The sequence below is a fragment of the Pseudoduganella dura genome (genome assembly GCF_009727155.1).
GTDB classification, from domain to species: Bacteria; Pseudomonadota; Gammaproteobacteria; order Burkholderiales; family Burkholderiaceae_D; genus Rugamonas; species Rugamonas dura.
Genome location: NZ_WNWM01000002.1, coordinates 928,894 through 946,747, shown reverse-complemented (window position 1 = coordinate 946,747; position 17,854 = coordinate 928,894). Strand labels below are relative to the sequence as shown.

Genomic DNA, 17,854 nt, shown 5'->3' with positions numbered 1-17,854 from the left:
GCTGCATTGCGGACTGTCATGAGCCGGCGAGGAACGGATCGAACCGCTCACTGTCTTACCCTGTGGGAGCTTACTAGTACATCGGGGGAAGGCATCCATGGACAAGTTCTACCTGCAAATCGCAAGAAACCTCCGGCTGCGCGGCTGGGGCGACGCCGAACAGCAGATGTGCAGCGGCATCGCGGCGCTTGGCCGGCTCGCCGGCATCGATGTCGATATGGGCAGGGGGCCCGGCGATATCGACACCCTGCTGATCGAGGCGGCGTATCAAAGCAACTTCAACGATGCCGAGTTCCTTGGCGGGCCGTGCTGTTTCGGCTTTGTCGAAACCGTCGTCGATGTCGATATCCTCAAGCTGCAGGCCGATACGGTGGCGCAGGGGCTGGCCGATTACATCCGCGGGCGCGCCGAGGCGGCATCGATCCGGGAGGCCGAGGCCCAGCTTGCGCTGATCGATGCCGCTTTCGCGTGGCTGCGGAAAGCCCGGCAGACCGCCAGGCACTGGCCGGAGTGGGGCCACGAGACGATTCCCGGCCGCCTTACCCGACGGCGATGAAGGGCGGGAACGCGGGGCAGGCGCCCGCGGCCCCACGGCCCGTGCAGGCGCCACGCCTAGCGGAAACTTGCAAGGTGAAAGCAAAGGGCTGCCACCACCGCCAGGACGATCACGCCGACTGCCGCCACCCACATGAAATCGTGTCCGATCGGCCTGCGCGGCGGGTATCGCCCGAAGGTTACCAGCCGGAGGAAAAACCAGCCAGGCCAGTAGAAGATGACCTGGAGGACGAGTTCGGCCAGGAGATGAAACAGTACCCGGCCGATCCAGGCACCCGCTTCGATGATCAGTTCAACCATGCACGATGTCCGTTATTGCGGTTTCGTTGTCGTCGATTGCCCGAAGGCGGTCAGCCACGCACCGCGGCCTCGATCGCCGCGACGTCGATCTTCCGCATCGTCATCATCGCGTCGAAGGCACGCTTCGCCGCCGCCTGGTCGGAGCCCGTGAAGGCCTCGGTCAGCACGCGCGGCGTGATCTGCCACGACAGGCCCCATTTGTCCTTGCACCAGCCGCACTCGCTTTCCTGGCCGCCGTTGCCGACGATCGCATGCCACAGGCGGTCGGTTTCCTGCTGGTCGGCGGTGGCGACCTGGAACGAGAATGCCTCGCTGTGCCGGAACGCCGGGCCGCCGTTCAGGCCAAGGCAGGGAATGCCGATCACGGTGAAGTCGACGGTCAGCACGTCGCCCTGCTTGCCTGCGGGATAGTCGCCCGGCGCGCGGTGCACGGCGCCGACCGCGCTGTCCGGGAACGTGGCTGCGTAGAACTGCGCGGCTTCCAATGCGGTACCGTCGAACCAGAGACAAATCGTGTTCTTTGCGATCATGATGTTCCTCCGAGAGAGTTATTCCAGTAAAAGGTGCCGATCGAGCGGCGCCGGAATAGACCGGAACAGCTTAGATCACAACGCCCCGCCGGTCCACCTCGATACCGGTCCTCGGCACAAGAGCTCCGTGCTGGACAAAGTGGCAAGCGTGGCAACCCCGGCATGCGGCCGCCGGCAGGGATTTCGGAGCTTATCAAAATGCAACCCCCGAAAATGCGCGAATTGTCACGGCCGCCGCGGAGGCAACCGGTACCGGTTCCTCCGGCACGGGTACCCCGTCATCCTGCGCGGCCAGGGCCGGAGCTGGCGAAGCCGGCCTAACGCGTGGTCATCATCGGCCGGGAACCGCTACAGTAATGGCAATTGACACCGGTTGAGCCACGGAGATTTTGCGTGAACGACGACATTACCGATAGCCTCCAGCCCCGGCGACTGCTGCTTGCAACAGACCTGTCGCCGCGCTGCGACCGCCCGCTGGACCGCGCCAGGCAGCTGGCGGCGGAATGGCGGGCCGATCTCACCGTGCTGGTGGTGCAGCAGGGGCCCAGCACGCCGGAAGACGTGTCGTCCTGGCTGGACGGCAGCGGTCCCGGGCAGGCGTTCCACCATGCCGCGCGCGCCGAACTGGCCGAGGAATTCGCCGGCACGAGCGTGACGCCGGCCCTGCAGGTGGTGGAGGGCGACGTTACCGACGGTATTCTCGGCGCCGCCGCCACGCTGGGCGACGCGGTCGTCGTCATCGGCGCATCCCCCGATGTGCCGTTCGAGCAGGTCATCCTCGGCTCCACCGCCGGCCGCCTGGTGCAGGATCTCGCGCAGCCGCTGCTGGTCGTGCGCCAGCGCACGCGGGGCAGCTATGCGCGCGTGCTGGTGGCGAACGACTTTTCCGACGCATCGCGCCGCGCGCTCGACACGGCCCTGCGCCTGTTCCCCGGCCGCGGCATCACGCTGTACCACGTGCTGGAGGACAGCGCGGCCGATGCCCCGCCCGATGCGGCGCAGGCGTCACTGGCGCAAGGCGAACGCTTCCTCGACGGCTGCGCGCTGGCCGCCGGCGTGCGCGAGCGCATCCACATCGCGGTCGGCCACGGCCTCGTGACGGAATCCATCACCCGCCATGTCATCGAAGATGGCATCCGCCTCGTGGTGCTCGGCGTCCATCCCCAATCCACCGTTGCCCGCGTGTTCATGGGCAGCACGAGCGAAGACCTGCTGCAGCACCTGCCGTGCGATACGCTGCTGGTGCGCGCGACGGAAGGCAGCGACGATGGCTGACGGGCTGGCGCGACCGGGCAGCCGCCCAGGCAGGGGGTAACGGCGATGCTGCTGTTGCTGCTGCTGTTGCCCTTTGCCGCGGCGCTCGTCGCGGCCTGCATGCCCGGCGGTTCGCGCGCCCGTCCCGCCGCCGTGGCGGGCGTCGCCACGCTGGCAGCCCTGGTGCTCGCCATCGGCCAGTTCGGTGCCATCGCCGCCGGCGGCGTGCCGCAGATGCGCTTCGCCTGGCTGCCCGCGTTCGGCGTCGACATCCTGCTGCGCATGGATGGCCTGGCGTGGGTGTTCACCGTGCTGGTACTGGGCATCGGCCTGCTGGTGCTGCTCTACGCGCGCTATTACATGTCGAAGCGCGATCCGGTGCACCGCTTCTACGCATATGTGATGGCGTTCATGGGCGCGATGCTGGGCGTTGTCCTGTCGGGCAACCTCATCCAGCTGGTCGTGTTCTGGGAACTGACCAGCGTCACTTCCTTCCTGCTGATCGGCTACTGGCAGCAGCGCAACGATGCGCGGCGCGGCGCCCGCATGGCGTTCACGGTGACCACGCTGGGCGGACTGTGCCTGCTGGCCGGCGTGCTGCTGCTCGGGCACATCGTCGGCAGCTACGAGCTGCAGACCGTGCTGGGGGCCGGCGCCCTGATCCGCGGGCACGACTGGTACCTGCCGGTCCTGGTGCTGGTGGCGCTCGGCGCGCTGACCAAGAGCGCCCAGTTCCCGTTCCATTTCTGGCTGCCGCACGCGATGGCGGCGCCGACGCCGGTGTCGAGCTACCTGCATTCGGCCACGATGGTCAAGGCCGGCGTGTTCCTGCTGATCCGGCTGTGGCCTGCCCTGGCCGGCACCGCGGAATGGAGCTGGGTGCTCGGCACGGCGGGCGTCTGCACACTGCTGCTGGGCTCGTGGTTCGCGATCTTCCAGTACGACATGAAGGGTCTGCTGGCGTATTCCACGATCAGCCACCTCGGCCTGATCACGGTGCTGATCAGCATCGGCACGCCGCTGTCGGTGGTGGCGGCCATCTTCCACACGATGAACCACGCGGTGTTCAAGGCTTCGCTGTTCATGGCCGTGGGCATCGTCGACCATGAAACAGGCACGCGCGACATGCGCCGGCTGCGCGGCCTGCGGCGCGCCATGCCGCACACCGCGGCGCTGGCGGTCGTGGCCAGCGCCGCCATGGCCGGCGTGCCGCTGATGAACGGTTTCCTGTCGAAGGAGATGTTCTTCGCCGAAACGATGATCGTGGGCGGCAACGACAACTGGTGGATGTCGTACGCCGCCGTGCTGATGGGCCTGTTCAGCGTGGTGTACTCGCTGCGCTTCATCAGCGTGTTCTTCGGCCCGCTGGCGCGCGACCTGCCGGAACAGCCGCACGAGCCGCCGCGCTGGATGCGCGCGCCGATCGAACTGCTGGTGCTGCTCTGCATCGCGGTGGGCATCATGCCCGAGCGGGTGGTGGGGCACATCCTGGCGGTGGCGGCCCGCTCGGTGCTCGGCCCCACGGTGCCCGAGTACGACCTGGCCATCTGGCACGGCGTCAACCTGCCCTTGATGATGAGCCTCGGGGCGCTGGGCGGCGGCGTGGCGGTCTACCTGCTGCTGCGCGAGCGGTTCGGCCTTGCCGAGCGCGACCGCGTGCCGGTGCTGCACCGCGTGAAGGGCGCGCAGATGTACGAAAGCACGATGCTGGCGCTGTCGCAGGGCGCCGCGCGGCTGGTGCGCCTGGCGGGAACGCGCCGCCTGCAACCGCAGCTGCTGGTGCTGATGGCGGCGTTCGTGGCGGTGCCGCTGCTGCTTGCCCGGCCGTTGGAGAGCTGGCCGCGGCTCACCCCCGGCAGCCCCGACCCGCTGCTGGCGCTGCTCTGGCTGATCGGCGCCGGCTGCGCGGTGGCCGCGGCCTGGCAAGCCAAGTATCACCGGCTGGCCGCGCTGGCGCTGGTGGGCGCCACCGGCCTGGCCACCAGCGTGACCTTCCTGTGGATGTCGGCGCCCGACCTGGCGCTGACCCAGCTGATGGTCGAGACGGTGACCACGGTGCTGATCCTGCTGGGCCTGCGCTGGCTGCCGCCGCGCCGCAGGCCGGCGCACCTGGCGGGCAAGCCGCCACGCAACACCAACCTGCGGCGGGCGCGCGACGCCACCGTGGCGGTGGCCGGCGGGCTGGCCATGGCGGCGGCGAGCTACGCGGTGCTGACCGGGCCGGCGGTGCCCAGCATCCGCGATTTCTTCGTGCTGCGTGCGCTCTCCGAAGGCGGCGGCGCCAACGTCGTCAACGTGCTGCTGGTCGACTTCCGCGGCTTCGACACGATGGGCGAGATCACGGTGCTGTCGGCGGTGGCGCTCACCGTGTATGCGCTGCTGCGCCGCTTCCGGCCCGCGCCGGAGAGCATCGCCATCCCGATGCAGCAGGCCAGCGACGTGGACCCGGCGATCGCCCAGAAGCCGGCGCAGCAGGCGCGCGACGGCTACCTGATGATCCAGGCCGTGTACCTGCGCTTTCTGCTGCCGGTGATGGGTGTGATCGCCGTGTATTTCTTCATGCGCGGCCACAACCTGCCGGGCGGCGGTTTCGTCGCCGGCCTGATCTTCGCCACCACGCTGATCGTGCAGTACATGGTGGCCGGCACCGACTGGGTCGAGTCGCGCCTGCGCCTGCGGCCGCACCGCTGGATCGGCTGGGGGCTGCTGTGCGCCTGCGGCACGGGCCTGGGCGCCTGGCTGTTCGGCTATCCGTTCCTCACCAGCCATACCGCGCATGTCGCGTTGCCGTTGCTGGGCGAGCTGCACGTGCCGTCGGCCTTTGCGTTCGACCTCGGCGTGTTCCTGGTCGTCGTCGGCACCACGATGCTGATCCTGGTGGCGCTGGCGCACCAGTCGCTGCGCAGCCGCCGCGTGCCTCCCGGCGCGGGCCGCACCGTCAGCCCCGCCGCCATCCCGCCACCCAAGGAGATCCAGTAATGGAAACCGTTCTCGCGCTCGGCATCGGCATCGTCTTCGCCTCGGGCATCTGGCTGATCCTGCGGCCGCGCACCTTCCAGGTACTGATCGGTCTGATGCTGATGTCGTACGCCGTCAACCTGTTCATCTTCGCGATGGGGCGCCTGGCCGTCGACCGGCCGCCGCTCACGCCGGCCGGCGCCGTTCCCGATCCGGCGGCCCTGGCCGATCCGGTGCCGCAGGCGCTGGTGCTGACGGCGATCGTCATCGGCTTCGCCACCACCGCGCTGTACCTGGTGGTGATGATCGGCGCGCGCGGCCTGGCCGGCACCGACCATGTCGACGGCGAGGAGCCCGGCGAATGAACGTGGCATGGACCCAGCACCTGGTCGTCGTGCCGATCGTGCTGCCGCTGCTGTGCGGCGCGGCGCTGGCGCCGCTCACGCAGGGCCGGCACCGCCTGAAGTTCGCGCTGGCGTATGGCTCCGTCCTGGCGCTGCTGGCCAATGCGCTGGCACTGGTGGCGCTGGCCGACGGCAGCTGGCCGGACGGCATCGGCGTCTACCTCGCCGCCAACTGGGCCGCGCCCTTCGGCATCGCGCTGGTGGCCGACCGGCTGGCCGCCGGCATGCTGGTGCTGACAGCCATCCTGGCGCTGGCGGCGCTGCATTACGCCCAGCCGCGCTGGAGCCGCATCGGCGTGCATTTCCATCCGCTGTTCCAGTTCCTGCTGATGGGGATCAACGGCGCGTTCCTGACGCACGACCTGTTCAACCTGTTCGTGTTCTTCGAGGTCATGCTGGCCGCGTCGTACGGCCTGGTGCTGCACGGCTATAACGTGGAACGCCTGCGTGCCAGCCTGCAGTACATCGCCGTGAACCTGGTCGCCGCGCTGTTCTTCCTGGTCGGTACCGCGCTGGTCTATGCCACCACCGGCACGCTGAACATGGCCGACATGGCCGGCCGCGTCGGGGCACTGGGCGCGGCCGACCTCGGCCTGCTCAAGACCGGCATCGCCGTGCTGGCGCTGGCCTTCCTCGTCAAGGCCGCCATGTGGCCGCTGGGCTTCTGGCTGCCCACCACGTACGCGGCCGCCTCGCCGCCGGTGGCGGTGATGCTGGTGCTGATGACCAAGGTGGGCGCCTATGTGATCCTGCGGCTGTGGCTGCTGGTATTTTCCGACGGCGCGGGCGAGGCGGCCCGCTACGGCTACGACGCGCTGCTGTGGGGCGGCATGGCCACGATCGTGTTCGGCGCGGCCGGCATGCTGGCCACCGACACGGCGGGGCGCCTGGCCGGCTACGCGGCGATCGTCTCGTCCGGCACGCTGCTGGCCGTGATCGGCTACGGCCAGGCATCCCTGGTGGCGGCCGGGCTGTATTACTTCATCGCCTCCACCGTCGCCCTCGCCGGGTTCGTGCTGCTGATCGAGCTGGTCGACCGCATCCGTACGCCGGGCGCGGCGATCCTGGCGCTGACGGCCGAGGCCTACGCCGTCGAAGACATGCCCGCCGAGCCGAAGGGCAAGGGCGTGCCCGCGGCGATGGCCTTCCTGTCGCTGGCGTTCGCGGCCTGCGCGCTGACCATCGCCGGCCTGCCGCCGCTGTCCGGTTTCGTCGCCAAGTTCGGCATGTTCCATGCGCTGATCAACCCGGGCCCCGGCCTGCCCGCGATCGGCGCCACCGGCTGGACGCTGATGGCGCTGGTGTTCGCATCCGGCCTGGTCGCCATCGTGTCGCTGATGCGTTTCGGCGTGCGCACGTTCTGGGCCACGGAGATGGCCGCGCCGCCGGCCCTGCATGCGGCGGAGGTGGCGCCGGTAGCGGGCCTGCTGCTCGTCTCCGTGCTGCTCACGGTGCAGGCCGCGCCGGTATTCGATTACCTGGCGCGCGCCAGCCATGACATCCACCGGCCCGGCCTGTATGTCGACCGGGTGCTCGGCATGCCGCCGGTGCCCGGCCCGGTGCTGCCGGCATTGCCACCCGCATTGCCACCTGCGTCGCCGCCCGCGGAGGCGCCATGATGCGCTGGCTGCCGTTCCCCGTCGTCTCGCTGGCGCTGTGCGCCGTGTGGCTTCTGCTCAACCAGGCGCTCGACCCGGCCAACCTGCTGTTCGGCGCGGTGCTCGGCATCGCGGTGCCTCTGTTGACGCGCCGGCTGCAGCCGCTGGGCTACCCGCGCCTGCGCCGCCCGTTCGTGTTCGCGCGGCTGCTGGCGATGGCGTCGGCGGAAATCGTCCGGTCGTGCTTTGCCGTGTGCCGCATCATCCTGTTCAGGGACTACGGCACCGTGCATTCGCAATTCATCCGCGTGCCGCTGACGATGCGCGATCCCTACGGGCTGGCGATGCTGTCCTGCCTGATCAACATGACGCCCGGCACGGTCTGGATCGAAATCCTGCCCGAACGGCACGAACTTGCGCTGCACGTGTTCGACCTGCAAGACGAGGCATGGTGGATCGACACGATCAGGACCCGCTACGAACAGCCGCTGATGGCGATCTTTGAAACGGAGGAGCAAGATGGAAACCCTGCTTGAACTGGCGATCGGCTATGCGCTGGTCTGCGTGCTGCTGGCGATGGTCTTCTGCGCAGTGCGGCTGCTGGCCGGCCCGGCGGCGCACGACCGGGTACTGGCGCTCGACACGCTGTGGATGTGCGGCATGCTGCTGGCGATCGTGCTGGGCATCCGCTTCGGCACCCAGGTGTATTTCGAGGTGGCGATCCTGATCGCGCTGGTGGGCTTCGTCTCGACGATCGCGATGGCGAAGTTCCTGATGCGCGGGGAGATCATCGAATGAGCGGCATCGAGCACCTGCCCGGCTGGGCGGCGCTGCCCGTGGCGCTGCTGCTGGTGCTGGGCGCAACCATCATCCTGGCCGGGGCGCTGGGCCTGCTGCGCCTGCGCACCTTCTACCAGCGCATCCACGGCCCGGCCATCACCGTCACGCTGGGGGCGGGGTGCCTGCTGCTGGCGTCGATGATCTACTTCACGGTGGCGCAGTCGCGGCTGGTCATCCACGAGGTCATCATCGCGCTCTTCCTGCTGATGACGGCTCCCGTCGTGGCAATGACGATCATGCGCGCCGCGGTGTACCGCGACCTGCGGGCGCGCAAGCACGGAACCGGGGCGACGGCCGGGGATGTCTACGCGCTGACGGAGGGCGGGGAGGATGATGCGTAGGAAAACCGGTGTCAGACACCTTTTCCGGGTAAAGCATCCGGAAAAAGTGTCTGACACCGGATGTCCGGTGGCTCCCAAAGAATCACGCGAATGATCCCGGCCGGCGGCGCATTGCCGCCATAATCGGAGAAACCGACACCCATCCGACCATGAAGCCGATCCGCGCCGCGCTGTCCCTGTGCCTGTTCCTGACCCTGCCGCTACTGGCCGCCCATGCCGCGCCGGTCGACGGCGCGAAGGTGTTCGCCACCAACTGCGCGATGTGCCACAGCGTGTCGCCGGACATGCAGGCGCTGGCGGGCCCTGGCCTGTTCAATGTGCTGGGGCGGCGCGTGGCCGGCGTGCCCGGCTATGCGTACTCGAAGGCGCTTGCCGCGGCCGGCGCCGCGGGGCGCACCTGGACGGCGCGGGAGCTGGACCGCTACCTGCTCGATCCGGGCAGCTACGCGCCCGGCACCACGATGCCCGTCAACGTGGCGGACGGGGAGAGCCGCGCCGCGCTCGTCGCTTGGCTTGGCACGGTGCGGGGCAAGCAGGCCGCGCCGGCGGCATCGTCCGGCTCCACCCCGACTTCCGCTTCCGCATCCGCGCAGGATGGCTGGAGCGCCGATCGCCCGGGGCGCATCCACGAAGTGCGCGCGGACAGGCTGGCGCGCCCGTTCGCCACGCCGAGCGCCGGCAACAGTCCGCAGACCGTGGCGCGCCCGGCCGGCGTGGCGCCGTCGGTGCCGGACGGCTTCGAGGCGAACCTGTGGGCCACCGATCCGGACCGCGGCCGCCTGCTCGTGAAGGCGCCCAACGGCGACCTGTTCATGTCGTCGATGCCGAAGCGGCTGATCAAGGTGTTCCGTTCATCGACGGGCGAGCGGGCCGATACCGTGAGCGTGTTCGCGAAGGACCTGAACCGGCCGTTCGGTTTCGCCTTCTGGCCGGTCGGCGCCGAACCGCGCTACCTGTACGTGGCCTACGTGAATTCCATCGTGCGCTTCCCATACCGGAACGGCGACCTGGTGGCGAGCGCGGAGCCGGAAGTGGTGGTGCCGACGCTGGTGGCGGCGCCGGGCTCCCATACCACCCGCACGCTGGCGTTTTCCGCCGACGGCAAGACCATGTTCGTGTCGGTCGGCTCGGCGTCGAACATCGGCGAACGGATCGGTGCCCGTCCGGACGAACCGCTGCCCGCCTGGGAGGCGAAGCACGGCGTGGGCGGCGCGTGGGGCGAGGAAACCGACCGCGGCGTGGTGCTTGCCTTCGATCCGGACGGCGGCAACCGCCGCACCCACGCCACCGGCCTGCGCAACTGCGTGGGCATGTACCGGCACCCCGCCACGGGCGACCTGTTCTGCAGCGTGAACGAGCGCGACCTGCTGGGCGACAACCTGCCGCCCGATTACCTCACGCGCGTGCCGGCCGGTTCCTTCTTCGGCTGGCCGTGGTACTACATCGGCCGCAACGAGGAGCCGCGCCTGAAGGGCATCCGCCCCGACCTGCGCGACAAGGCGAGAACGCCGGACCTGCTGGTGACCGCGCATTCGGCGCCGCTGGGCATGGTGGTGTACGAGGCGGGCGGCGCCGCGCGCAACCGGTTCCCGGCCGAATACCACGGCGACATGTTCCTGGCGCTGCACGGTTCCTGGAACCGCACCACGCGCACCGGCTCGAAAGTGGTGCGGGTGTTCATGAAGGATGGCGTGCCGGCCGGGAAGTACCAGGACTTCATGACGGGATTCGTCGTCAGCGACCGCGAGGTATGGGGCCGCCCGTCGTCCGTGGCCGTGCAGGACGACGGTTCGCTGCTCGTGGTCGACGACGTGACCGGCGAGATATGGCGGGTCAGCCCCACTGCCGCCGGCGCAGCGCGCTGACGGCGGCCCTGGAGCGCGGCATCACCGCCATTCGGTCGCGAGCTCCGGCACCAGCCGGTTGATCACGCTGTAGTTGATGCCGGTCCACCATTCGGAGCCTTCGCCCAGCAGCGCGTTTTCCGCGGCCTCGATGGCGGCGTGATCGGCGCTGACGAGGTAATCCTCCACGTCGTTGAGCGAGGCGAACGACAGCACGGACACGGCGTCGATCCTGCTGCCCTCGGGATCCTCCTGCGTGGAGCCGATATTGTGGAGCTGCGCGTAGCGACGCACGAACTCGCGCGTGGCCGGCTGCGCCATGACCAGCGGCGCATGCTCGTCGAGCAGCCGGCGCTGGAACTCCTCGCGGGACAGGCTCGCGGCGCGCATATGGATCTTCACGAGGCTGACCGGATCGCGGTGCCGCTCGCTGGGAATCAGGATGTATTCGCGCGCGATCTCGCGCGTGACCATCCGGAACGCGACCTGTTCGTCGGCCACGATCCGTTCGGCGAATTTTTCCTGCTTCAGCGTGCGCTCGATGTCCGCTTCGTCGGCGTAGGCGATATACGCGAAGCCGTCCCAGCGCGGCCGGCGATGCGCCGGCACGCGCCGTTCGGGGTCCGGCGGCAGCCGCCCGTCTTCATCCACCATGGCGCGGTAGGGCGGCCGGAACGCCGACGACGGCCCCGAGGCGATGCGGTGCACCTGGTCGTAGCGCAGCACCAGCGCCGACGAACTGCCCGGTTCGTCCCAGGCGAACTTCGGCCCGTGCACCTTGCGCCAGTATTCGTCCCAGTGTTCGAACGCCAGGTTGGGATCGCCCTCCAGCGCCAGCGCATGCGGCCGCCAGTTCGGGAAGTGCACCTCGTGGCCGTGGCGGCTCTTCGAGGAACCCGCGTCCTGCGGCCGTTCGCCGCGCGGCGTATCGTCGACGCGGCTGACGAAGGTCGGGGTCACGATCAGCGGCCGGGTGGTCGATGTCGTGGCGGTTTCCATGGGCGGGCGATGCAGGTTGTCGGCGCGGTCGAACTCGGTGGTCATGCGTGCTCCTTTCGTCGGGATGGAAATAGACTGGATCGTATCCACCGATTGTGCCGCCTTGGCGCCGACGCACGATTGCGCCGCGTGTGCAGTGGGTGCGGCGCTTCACTTATTCTGCTTTCAGGGCATCAGGATCGCGCTTCGGCGGCATCGAGCATGCCTTCCAGCTCGTCCATCAGCCGGTGCAGCAGGTTGGACGTCGTCGCGCGCGACAGCTGGGCGCGGATCTGCTTGAGCTGCATGCGCGCGCCGCCGCGGCGCGCGGCATCGCGCGAGGCGATGTAGGCCAGCCCGTAGCGGGCATACAGCGCGCCGATTTCGATCGAGTCCGCCAGGCAGATGCGCAGCAGCTCCGCAAACACTTTCTCGGCCTGGTTCGGCTGGCCGTTGCGCAGGTGCGCCATGCCCAGCCGCGGCAGCGTCTGGTAGCCTTCCTCGCCGCCGTAGCTGTTGACGAAGCGCCGGCATTTCTCGTAGCTCCTGATCGCGCCGGCGAAGTTGTTCTGCTTCACGCGAATGTCGCCGGCCACCATGTGCACCCGGTAGCGGATCCAGTTCGGCTCGTGCCGGGAAGTGCGCAGCGCCTTGACGATTTCTTCCTGCGCATGGGCGGCGCGGTCCTGCAGGCAGCGGGCCCGGGCGCGCCAGGTCAGCGCCAGCGATGCGAGGCCGGCGGCCTGCCCGCGATCGCATTCCCCGAGCAGCGCCAGGCCTTGCGCGATTTCCGTCTCGGCCTCCTCGAACTGGCCTTCCTCGATGAGCGTCCAGCCCAGCGCATCGATGCGCAGCAGTGCTTCCTCGCACGCGCGACCCGCTTCGTGCAGCGCGGCCGTCGCGGCGCGGGTAAAGCGGATGCGGTCGCTGTTGAGCAGGCGCGAGTCCATGTAATGCGCGAGCAGGACCACCAGCGCGATCACATGGGCCGGTTCGTGCTCCGTGGCCCAGACCAGCGCGTCGCGGATGCTCGGCCATTCGTCGTCGATCTCCAGCATGTCCTGCGTGACCACCGCGTTCCAGTAGGGCACGGGCGGGTCGGGCCGCACCACCACCTTGCCGACGAATGCGCGGTGATACGCCGTGAGCCGGGTATAGAAGCCGTCGCGCAGGCCGGGGGTATCTTCGAGCGCGCTCCCTACCAGCGCGGCGGTGCCGGGATGCAGCTTGTAGCCGTGCACGCGGCCCGTGCCGCTCCATGGTTCCGTGCTGGGTTCGAGCAGCAGCAGGCTTTCGCATTCGTGCAGCGCCGCCGCGAAGGCGCCGCTTTCCAGGCCCGACGCGGCCAGCAGCGCGTCGCGCGAAATGTGGTTCTTCGTCAGGATCGAGGCGGCGCGCAACACTGTCTTGCCGGGCTCGCCGAGGTGCTTCCATGAATCGGCGAGCACCCGTTCGCAGGCTTCGGCCATGCTGTCCTGCGGCCGTTCCGCCGACACGGGAAAGCCGGGCGTGGCAAGCTGCCCGACCAGCATCTTCATGCCCTGCGGGCTGCCGTGCACGGTGGCGATCAGCCCGTCCACTCCGGCATCGTCATGGGCGATGCGGCGGCGGGCGAGATGTTCGCCCAGAAAGGCCCTGGCGTCTTCCGTTTCCAGCCCGCCGATCGGCACGCGCACGGATACGCCGGAGAACTGCCCGCGCGTCACCAGGATCACGGCGCTGGGCTCGGGAATCTGCTGCAGCCACTCGGCGATGCCCGACTCGGTGGCACGCCTGAGGTTGTCGATGACGAGCAGCACGCGGAAGATCGCCAGCATTCCGGCGATCTGCGCCTTCTTCTGGTCGAGCGGGACATGCCTGGTGGCGCCGAGCTTGAAGGTCTCGGCAATGGTGTCGAGGATGCAGTGCAGCACCGACGGCGAATCGCTGCAGTCGCGCGCGTCGATATACACGCTGTAGGCGAACAGGGTCTCCCGGTTCGTGAGGTCGGACTTGGTGCCGTATTCGCAGCGCCGGGCCACCTCGATCACCAGTTCGGTCTTGCCCATGCCGGCCGGCCCGTTGACCGCCACCACGCGCGACACCTTCAGCGCCTTCATCACCTTGTCGATATCGCGTTCGCGGCCGACGAAGCCGCCGGAGGGCAGGGGCAGGTTCGAGCCGGGCAGCATCGACTGCGTGTCGGCGAAGTTGTTGCGCTCGCGGTCGATCTGCGTCCTGAAGCGCTCCAGCCAGCTGCGCACGGCGAGCACGCTGGCCTCGCGCAACTGCCTGCCTTCGCCGGGCACGACGAGTTCGATCACCGTGACGCCGTATTTCTTGTCCAGCTCCAGCTTGACATACGGATGCGGATTGATCAGCACGGCGAACAGCGGCCGCCGCAGCTGGCCCAGCCGCCGGCCCACCTGGGCCAGGATGGTGGTCAGGTTGCGGTCGTTGAAGCTGTAGCCGAGGAACAGCACCGCGCGCTGCACCAGCGTCAGGCGGATCAGTTCGGAAATCGTCGGGCGGTCTTCCAGGTAGTGGTCGTAGTCGCTGCGGGTGAACACGATGGACTTGCTGTCCTTGAAGTCGCCATGCACCTTGATGAGCTGGCGCCTGCGCGGCGCGTCGAGCATCGAAAAGTCCACGTCGTTGTAGACCACTTCGGCGTCGGGCAGCGACAGCTCCAGCAGGTTGTCGAAATTGGTGGTGAAGAACAGGTCCACCGGCAACGCGGCGATAAGGCGGTGGCACTCGGTCGGCACGCAATCCCGGCGCAATTGCTTCTTCAGGAAATCGATCATCGTTTCCCGGCTTTCGTGCACCTCGTACCACCCGGCGATCTGCTCCGGGCTGTACTGGTCGCCCGCCTTCAGGTGCGTGAGCTTGTCCTGCAGCGGCGTCACCAGCTCGCTCCAGCTCGGCAGCTCCGCCCCCATCGACATGCCGGCGCCGACGAAGATCGCGCCTTTGCCGCTGGCAAACCTGCGGGTCAGTTCATGGGGGATCATGGCGCGCTCCTCTCCCGGGCGGGTGGACGACTAGCGTTTCGCGATCCACCTATCGTAGCGCTGCTGCGCCGGTGTTGGCGAGGGATTTGAATTGCTGAGTGGTGATTAAGGCGACGGTTGTGACGGAAACGGCATGGCCGTCATGCCTGGCCGATTGCAGGCACGACGGTTTCGGCGCGGCGCGTTGGCATGCCACGGCGCGCCGGGCCAACGGCGTGCAGTGGGAATCTCAAGCCGCGTTGAATGCGCCGGTGCGGACCAGGATGGCAGGCGGGCGGGACGGTGCAACGGCCTTGTCCTGGGGGCGGGACGCTTCCCAGGCCTGCACCGCGCGTGCCGAACGCTTTGAAAGTGCGTAGCGCAGTACCAGGCCGGCAACCGCCAGGCCGATGGGGAAGTATTCGAGGAAAGACATGATGGACTCGCTGTTGTTGAGTAGGGATGCGCCCATCTTGGCGCCTCGCGAAGAAATAAGCCAATTCTCGTTTTCGATAAGTTTCATGCGGCTGCCTGATAACTTGTCGGATGAAAGGGTGGTGGCCACGCACATTCCGTCACGGGAAACCGCCGACCCGGCATCGGGCATTGCGGCCGCTTATTTCAGGTATTCCTCAGGCGCGATGCGCCATCCGCACGGGAAAAGCCTTGTCGTAGGCCAGGTTGTAGACGAACGCATACACCAGATAGAACACCGCCATGGCCGCGTCGATGATGAACGCTTCCCACAGCGAAACCGACAGCCACCATGCCGCGGCGGGCAGGGTGATGAGCAACAGGCCGAGCTCGAAGCACGCCGCGTGCGCGACCCGCTCGGCCCAGGTTTTGTCGAGGCGGCCCAGGTGCCGCACCATCAGGCGGTCGACCACCTTGTTGTAGCCGTAATTCCACCCGGTGGCCGCCAGCGAAATCCCCACCGCCAGCACGCCGAGCTGGTGGACTTCCATGCCGAAGGCCCATACCGCGAGCGGGATGCAAATCAGCAGCCCGATCGCCTCGAAGCCGATCGCGTGCCGCAACCTGTCTGCCGTGGTGCGCATGGCATACCCCGTTGTTTGTTGAAGAGCTTGCAGAGTACATCGCGAAGTGCGATAGACTGAAGTTGGTATCCATTCAAAAAACAGATAAATGCATTTTTCCATCGATCAGCTCCTGGCGTTCCACGCGGCGGCCGAGCTCGGTTCGTTCTCCGCGGCCGCCCGCCGCCTGTGCAAGGCCCAGTCGGTCATCAGCACGGCGGTCGCCAACCTGGAGGCCGACCTGGGTGTGCAACTGTTCGACCGCGCGGGGCGCTATCCGCGCCTGACGCCGGCCGGCGAACGCCTGGTCAAGGATGCCGGACGGATCATCGGCGAATGCCAGCACATGCAGGCGCTGGCCGGCGAACTGGCCGGCGGCGTCGAGCCGCGCCTGACCCTGGCCATCGACGACGACTCGCATCTGCCCTGGCTGGAGAGGGTGCTCGGCGACTTCGCCACGCGCTTCCCGCGGGTGGAACTGGAGCTGCTGTTCCCGCTGATGGAAGACTTGCTGGAAATGATCGGCAGCGGCCGCGCGCACCTCGGTGTCGGCTACGAGCAGCAGGGGCTGCGAAGCGCGATCCGGTCGCATGGCCTGGGCAGCGTGGAAGTGGCGCTGGTGGTGGCGGCCAGGCACCCGCTGGCGCGGCAAGGCACGGTCACGCGCACGGAACTGGCAAGCACCAGGCAAATCGCGCTGACGGCGCGCACCCGGCAGAAAAGTTCGCCGGAAATCCAGCTGTCGAGTGCGATATGGTGGGTCGAAGGCGACCCGGCCGTGCTGGAAATGGTGCGGCAGGGGCATGGATGGGCGATCGTTCCCCTGTTCGTGGCGAACAGTGCGCTGGAGCGTGGCGAAGTCGTGCGCCTGCAAAGCGACTACGTGGCGGGACTGCCGGTGCAGCGACTCGAGGTGTTGTGGCATCGTGCGCATGCGCACCGGCAGGCAGGCCAGTGGCTGCGGCAGGCATTGCTGGAGCATGGGAGGGACGTGTTCGGCGACGCCGGGGCGTAACCCGCGAGGTAACGGCAGAGACCTGGATTGTTGACGGCAGGCATGCGCCGCCAGGAGCACAGCCAGGAAAGAGGGGGCCGGACAGCCGGTCAAATACTAACAAACTACTTACGGGTACCTGTCCTACGCGGAGACAGCCAATTAACCCTGTCACGCCAGCTCGGCAGCCGGTAAAGTAACAAAAAACATGCAGGAGACCCACCATCACTTCTCCGGAGTCTTCAAATGATACAAAATTTTTGCGAACAGTGGACGCGGTTTGCGTTCATGCCCCTTAGCCTGGGCACTGCCGCCATCGAACCGGCCAGCGGGCCGCATTCGTCCAGTACTTCCCGCTTCATCAGCAGGACTTTCCTGTCCCCGCACGGCTCGCTGAGCTACAAGCTGTATATCCCCGCCTCCTATCCGGGCAAGGAGCCCGGCCTGGTCGTGATGCTGCATGGCTGCGGCCAGAGCGTGGACGATTTCGCCAACGGTACCGACATGAACATGCATGCCGAGCAGTCGGGCTGCCTGGTCATGTACCCTGAACAGACCAGGTTCGGCATGCCCGGCGGCTGCTGGAACTGGTTCGACAAGGCGCACCAGCAACGCGACCAGGGCGATGCCGCGCTGATCGCCGGCGCGACGCGCGAAGTGGTAGGCGAATACGGCGTGCCGGCGGACCAGGTCTTCGTGGCCGGCATGTCCGCCGGTGCCGCGATGGCCGTGGTGCTGGGTTGTACCTATCCCGACATCTATTGTGCCGTGGGCTGCCATTCCGGCCTGCCCCATGGTTGTGCCGGCGACACCGCCACGGCGCTGGAGGCGATGCGCAACGGGGCCGCCATCGGCGACGCGACCGCGCTGACGCAAACGGCCGTGCCGGTCATCGTATTCCACGGCGATAACGATCAAACCGTCCACATCGCCAACGGGCACACGGTCATCGAACACTCGTTGAGCGCAGCCAGCGCGAACGATTCGCAATGTGCCGAAGTGGTGAAGGAAGTGGGCGCGTTCCAGGGCCGCGACTTCACGCGGATGGTCCACCGCGGTGCCGGCGGCACGGTACTGGCCGAGCAATGGGTGATCCATGGCGCGGGCCATACCTGGTCCGGCGGCAACTGCCGGGGCAGCTACACCGACGAAAAAGGCCCTTCTGCCAGCGGCGAGATGCTGCGCTTCTTCCGGGATGTAAGGGAAGTGCGGATGCCCGCGGCGGCCTGACAGCCCGGCAGGGGACGGG

The 17,854-nt window shown here is 68.0% G+C and carries 17 protein-coding genes; 11 read left to right on the top strand and 6 right to left on the bottom strand.

Features of this window, described 5'->3' with window-relative positions; all coding sequences use genetic code 11:
• Positions 1 to 97: 97 nt before the first annotated feature.
• Positions 98 to 556 (top strand): hypothetical protein, encoded by a 459-nt coding sequence (locus tag GJV26_RS04325; protein ID WP_155707750.1) that lies wholly within the window; start codon positions 98 to 100, stop codon positions 554 to 556.
• A 56-nt stretch (positions 557 to 612) separates the two neighbouring features.
• On the opposite strand, the gene GJV26_RS04320 is transcribed toward GJV26_RS04325, so the two are convergent.
• Positions 613 to 855, bottom strand: a complete 243-nt coding sequence (locus GJV26_RS04320; RefSeq protein ID WP_155707749.1) for a hypothetical protein — start codon at positions 853 to 855, stop codon at positions 613 to 615.
• 50 nt (positions 856 to 905) lie between these two features.
• Positions 906 to 1,385 (bottom strand): VOC family protein, encoded by a 480-nt coding sequence (locus GJV26_RS04315; protein WP_155707748.1) that lies wholly within the window; start codon positions 1,383 to 1,385, stop codon positions 906 to 908.
• Between the two features lie 393 nt (positions 1,386 to 1,778).
• On the opposite strand from GJV26_RS04315, the gene GJV26_RS04310 reads away from it, so the two are divergent.
• The 8 genes from GJV26_RS04310 to GJV26_RS04275 all read left to right on the top strand — a co-directional run bounded on the left by GJV26_RS04310 (position 1,779) and on the right by GJV26_RS04275 (position 10,645).
• Complete coding sequence (locus GJV26_RS04310; protein WP_173346140.1) at positions 1,779 to 2,660, top strand: universal stress protein; 882 nt, start codon at positions 1,779 to 1,781, stop codon at positions 2,658 to 2,660.
• 45 nt (positions 2,661 to 2,705) lie between these two features.
• Entirely contained in the window at positions 2,706 to 5,618 is a 2,913-nt protein-coding gene (locus GJV26_RS04305) for a monovalent cation/H+ antiporter subunit A (protein ID WP_155707746.1), read from the top strand.
• Positions 5,618 to 5,962 carry a Na+/H+ antiporter subunit C gene (locus GJV26_RS04300; RefSeq protein ID WP_155707745.1) on the top strand — a complete coding sequence of 115 codons (345 nt, stop codon included), beginning with the start codon at positions 5,618 to 5,620 and terminating at the stop codon, positions 5,960 to 5,962. Before GJV26_RS04305 ends, GJV26_RS04300 begins: the two co-directional genes overlap by 1 nt.
• Complete coding sequence (locus tag GJV26_RS04295) at positions 5,959 to 7,620, top strand: monovalent cation/H+ antiporter subunit D (RefSeq protein ID WP_155707744.1); 1,662 nt, start codon at positions 5,959 to 5,961, stop codon at positions 7,618 to 7,620. Before GJV26_RS04300 ends, GJV26_RS04295 begins: the two co-directional genes overlap by 4 nt.
• Positions 7,617 to 8,135 (top strand): Na+/H+ antiporter subunit E, encoded by a 519-nt coding sequence (locus GJV26_RS04290; protein ID WP_155707743.1) that lies wholly within the window; start codon positions 7,617 to 7,619, stop codon positions 8,133 to 8,135. The genes GJV26_RS04295 and GJV26_RS04290 overlap by 4 nt, the downstream gene beginning before the upstream one ends.
• On the top strand, positions 8,119 to 8,397 hold the full coding sequence (locus GJV26_RS04285) for a K+/H+ antiporter subunit F (protein WP_155707742.1): 279 nt from the start codon (positions 8,119 to 8,121) through the stop codon (positions 8,395 to 8,397). The genes GJV26_RS04290 and GJV26_RS04285 overlap by 17 nt, the downstream gene beginning before the upstream one ends.
• Positions 8,394 to 8,780, top strand: coding sequence for a monovalent cation/H(+) antiporter subunit G (mnhG, locus tag GJV26_RS04280; protein ID WP_155707741.1), 387 nt, complete (start codon positions 8,394 to 8,396; stop codon positions 8,778 to 8,780). The genes GJV26_RS04285 and mnhG overlap by 4 nt, the downstream gene beginning before the upstream one ends.
• Positions 8,781 to 8,929: 149 nt before the next feature.
• Positions 8,930 to 10,645, top strand: a complete 1,716-nt coding sequence (locus GJV26_RS04275) for a PQQ-dependent sugar dehydrogenase (RefSeq protein WP_155707740.1) — start codon at positions 8,930 to 8,932, stop codon at positions 10,643 to 10,645.
• A gap of 21 nt (positions 10,646 to 10,666) precedes the next feature.
• On the opposite strand, the gene GJV26_RS04270 is transcribed toward GJV26_RS04275, so the two are convergent.
• The 4 genes from GJV26_RS04270 to GJV26_RS04255 all read right to left on the bottom strand — a co-directional run bounded on the left by GJV26_RS04270 (position 10,667) and on the right by GJV26_RS04255 (position 15,632).
• Entirely contained in the window at positions 10,667 to 11,668 is a 1,002-nt protein-coding gene (locus GJV26_RS04270) for an EthD domain-containing protein (RefSeq protein ID WP_155707739.1), read from the bottom strand.
• A 128-nt stretch (positions 11,669 to 11,796) separates the two neighbouring features.
• Positions 11,797 to 14,595 (bottom strand): SIR2 family protein, encoded by a 2,799-nt coding sequence (locus GJV26_RS04265; protein WP_155707738.1) that lies wholly within the window; start codon positions 14,593 to 14,595, stop codon positions 11,797 to 11,799.
• 229 nt (positions 14,596 to 14,824) lie between these two features.
• Positions 14,825 to 15,097 carry a hypothetical protein gene (locus GJV26_RS04260; protein ID WP_155707737.1) on the bottom strand — a complete coding sequence of 91 codons (273 nt, stop codon included), beginning with the start codon at positions 15,095 to 15,097 and terminating at the stop codon, positions 14,825 to 14,827.
• A gap of 109 nt (positions 15,098 to 15,206) precedes the next feature.
• A complete protein-coding gene (locus GJV26_RS04255) occupies positions 15,207 to 15,632 on the bottom strand; it encodes a PACE efflux transporter (RefSeq protein ID WP_155707736.1) in 426 nt (141 codons plus the stop codon).
• 88 nt (positions 15,633 to 15,720) lie between these two features.
• Between GJV26_RS04255 and GJV26_RS04250 the strand changes: the two genes are divergently transcribed.
• Entirely contained in the window at positions 15,721 to 16,626 is a 906-nt protein-coding gene (locus GJV26_RS04250; RefSeq protein ID WP_155707735.1) for a LysR family transcriptional regulator, read from the top strand.
• Between the two features lie 267 nt (positions 16,627 to 16,893).
• On the top strand, positions 16,894 to 17,835 hold the full coding sequence (locus GJV26_RS04245; protein ID WP_173346139.1) for an extracellular catalytic domain type 1 short-chain-length polyhydroxyalkanoate depolymerase: 942 nt from the start codon (positions 16,894 to 16,896) through the stop codon (positions 17,833 to 17,835).
• Positions 17,836 to 17,854 lie beyond the last annotated feature (19 nt).

Coding starts and splice junctions, on each gene's coding strand:
- GJV26_RS04315 (WP_155707748.1), bottom strand. CDS start 1,385: ATGATCGCAAAGAACACGATTTGTCTCTGGTTCGACGGTACCGCATTG.
- GJV26_RS04295 (WP_155707744.1), top strand. CDS start 5,959: ATGAACGTGGCATGGACCCAGCACCTGGTCGTCGTGCCGATCGTGCTG.
- mnhG (WP_155707741.1), top strand. CDS start 8,394: ATGAGCGGCATCGAGCACCTGCCCGGCTGGGCGGCGCTGCCCGTGGCG.
- GJV26_RS04265 (WP_155707738.1), bottom strand. CDS start 14,595: ATGATCCCCCATGAACTGACCCGCAGGTTTGCCAGCGGCAAAGGCGCG.
- GJV26_RS04260 (WP_155707737.1), bottom strand. CDS start 15,097: ATGAAACTTATCGAAAACGAGAATTGGCTTATTTCTTCGCGAGGCGCC.
- GJV26_RS04245 (WP_173346139.1), top strand. CDS start 16,894: ATGCCCCTTAGCCTGGGCACTGCCGCCATCGAACCGGCCAGCGGGCCG.
- GJV26_RS04305 (WP_155707746.1), top strand. CDS start 2,706: ATGCTGCTGTTGCTGCTGCTGTTGCCCTTTGCCGCGGCGCTCGTCGCG.
- GJV26_RS04250 (WP_155707735.1), top strand. CDS start 15,721: ATGCATTTTTCCATCGATCAGCTCCTGGCGTTCCACGCGGCGGCCGAG.
- GJV26_RS04325 (WP_155707750.1), top strand. CDS start 98: ATGGACAAGTTCTACCTGCAAATCGCAAGAAACCTCCGGCTGCGCGGC.
- GJV26_RS04300 (WP_155707745.1), top strand. CDS start 5,618: ATGGAAACCGTTCTCGCGCTCGGCATCGGCATCGTCTTCGCCTCGGGC.
- GJV26_RS04275 (WP_155707740.1), top strand. CDS start 8,930: ATGAAGCCGATCCGCGCCGCGCTGTCCCTGTGCCTGTTCCTGACCCTG.
- GJV26_RS04270 (WP_155707739.1), bottom strand. CDS start 11,668: ATGACCACCGAGTTCGACCGCGCCGACAACCTGCATCGCCCGCCCATG.
- GJV26_RS04320 (WP_155707749.1), bottom strand. CDS start 855: ATGGTTGAACTGATCATCGAAGCGGGTGCCTGGATCGGCCGGGTACTG.
- GJV26_RS04285 (WP_155707742.1), top strand. CDS start 8,119: ATGGAAACCCTGCTTGAACTGGCGATCGGCTATGCGCTGGTCTGCGTG.
- GJV26_RS04290 (WP_155707743.1), top strand. CDS start 7,617: ATGATGCGCTGGCTGCCGTTCCCCGTCGTCTCGCTGGCGCTGTGCGCC.
- GJV26_RS04255 (WP_155707736.1), bottom strand. CDS start 15,632: ATGCGCACCACGGCAGACAGGTTGCGGCACGCGATCGGCTTCGAGGCG.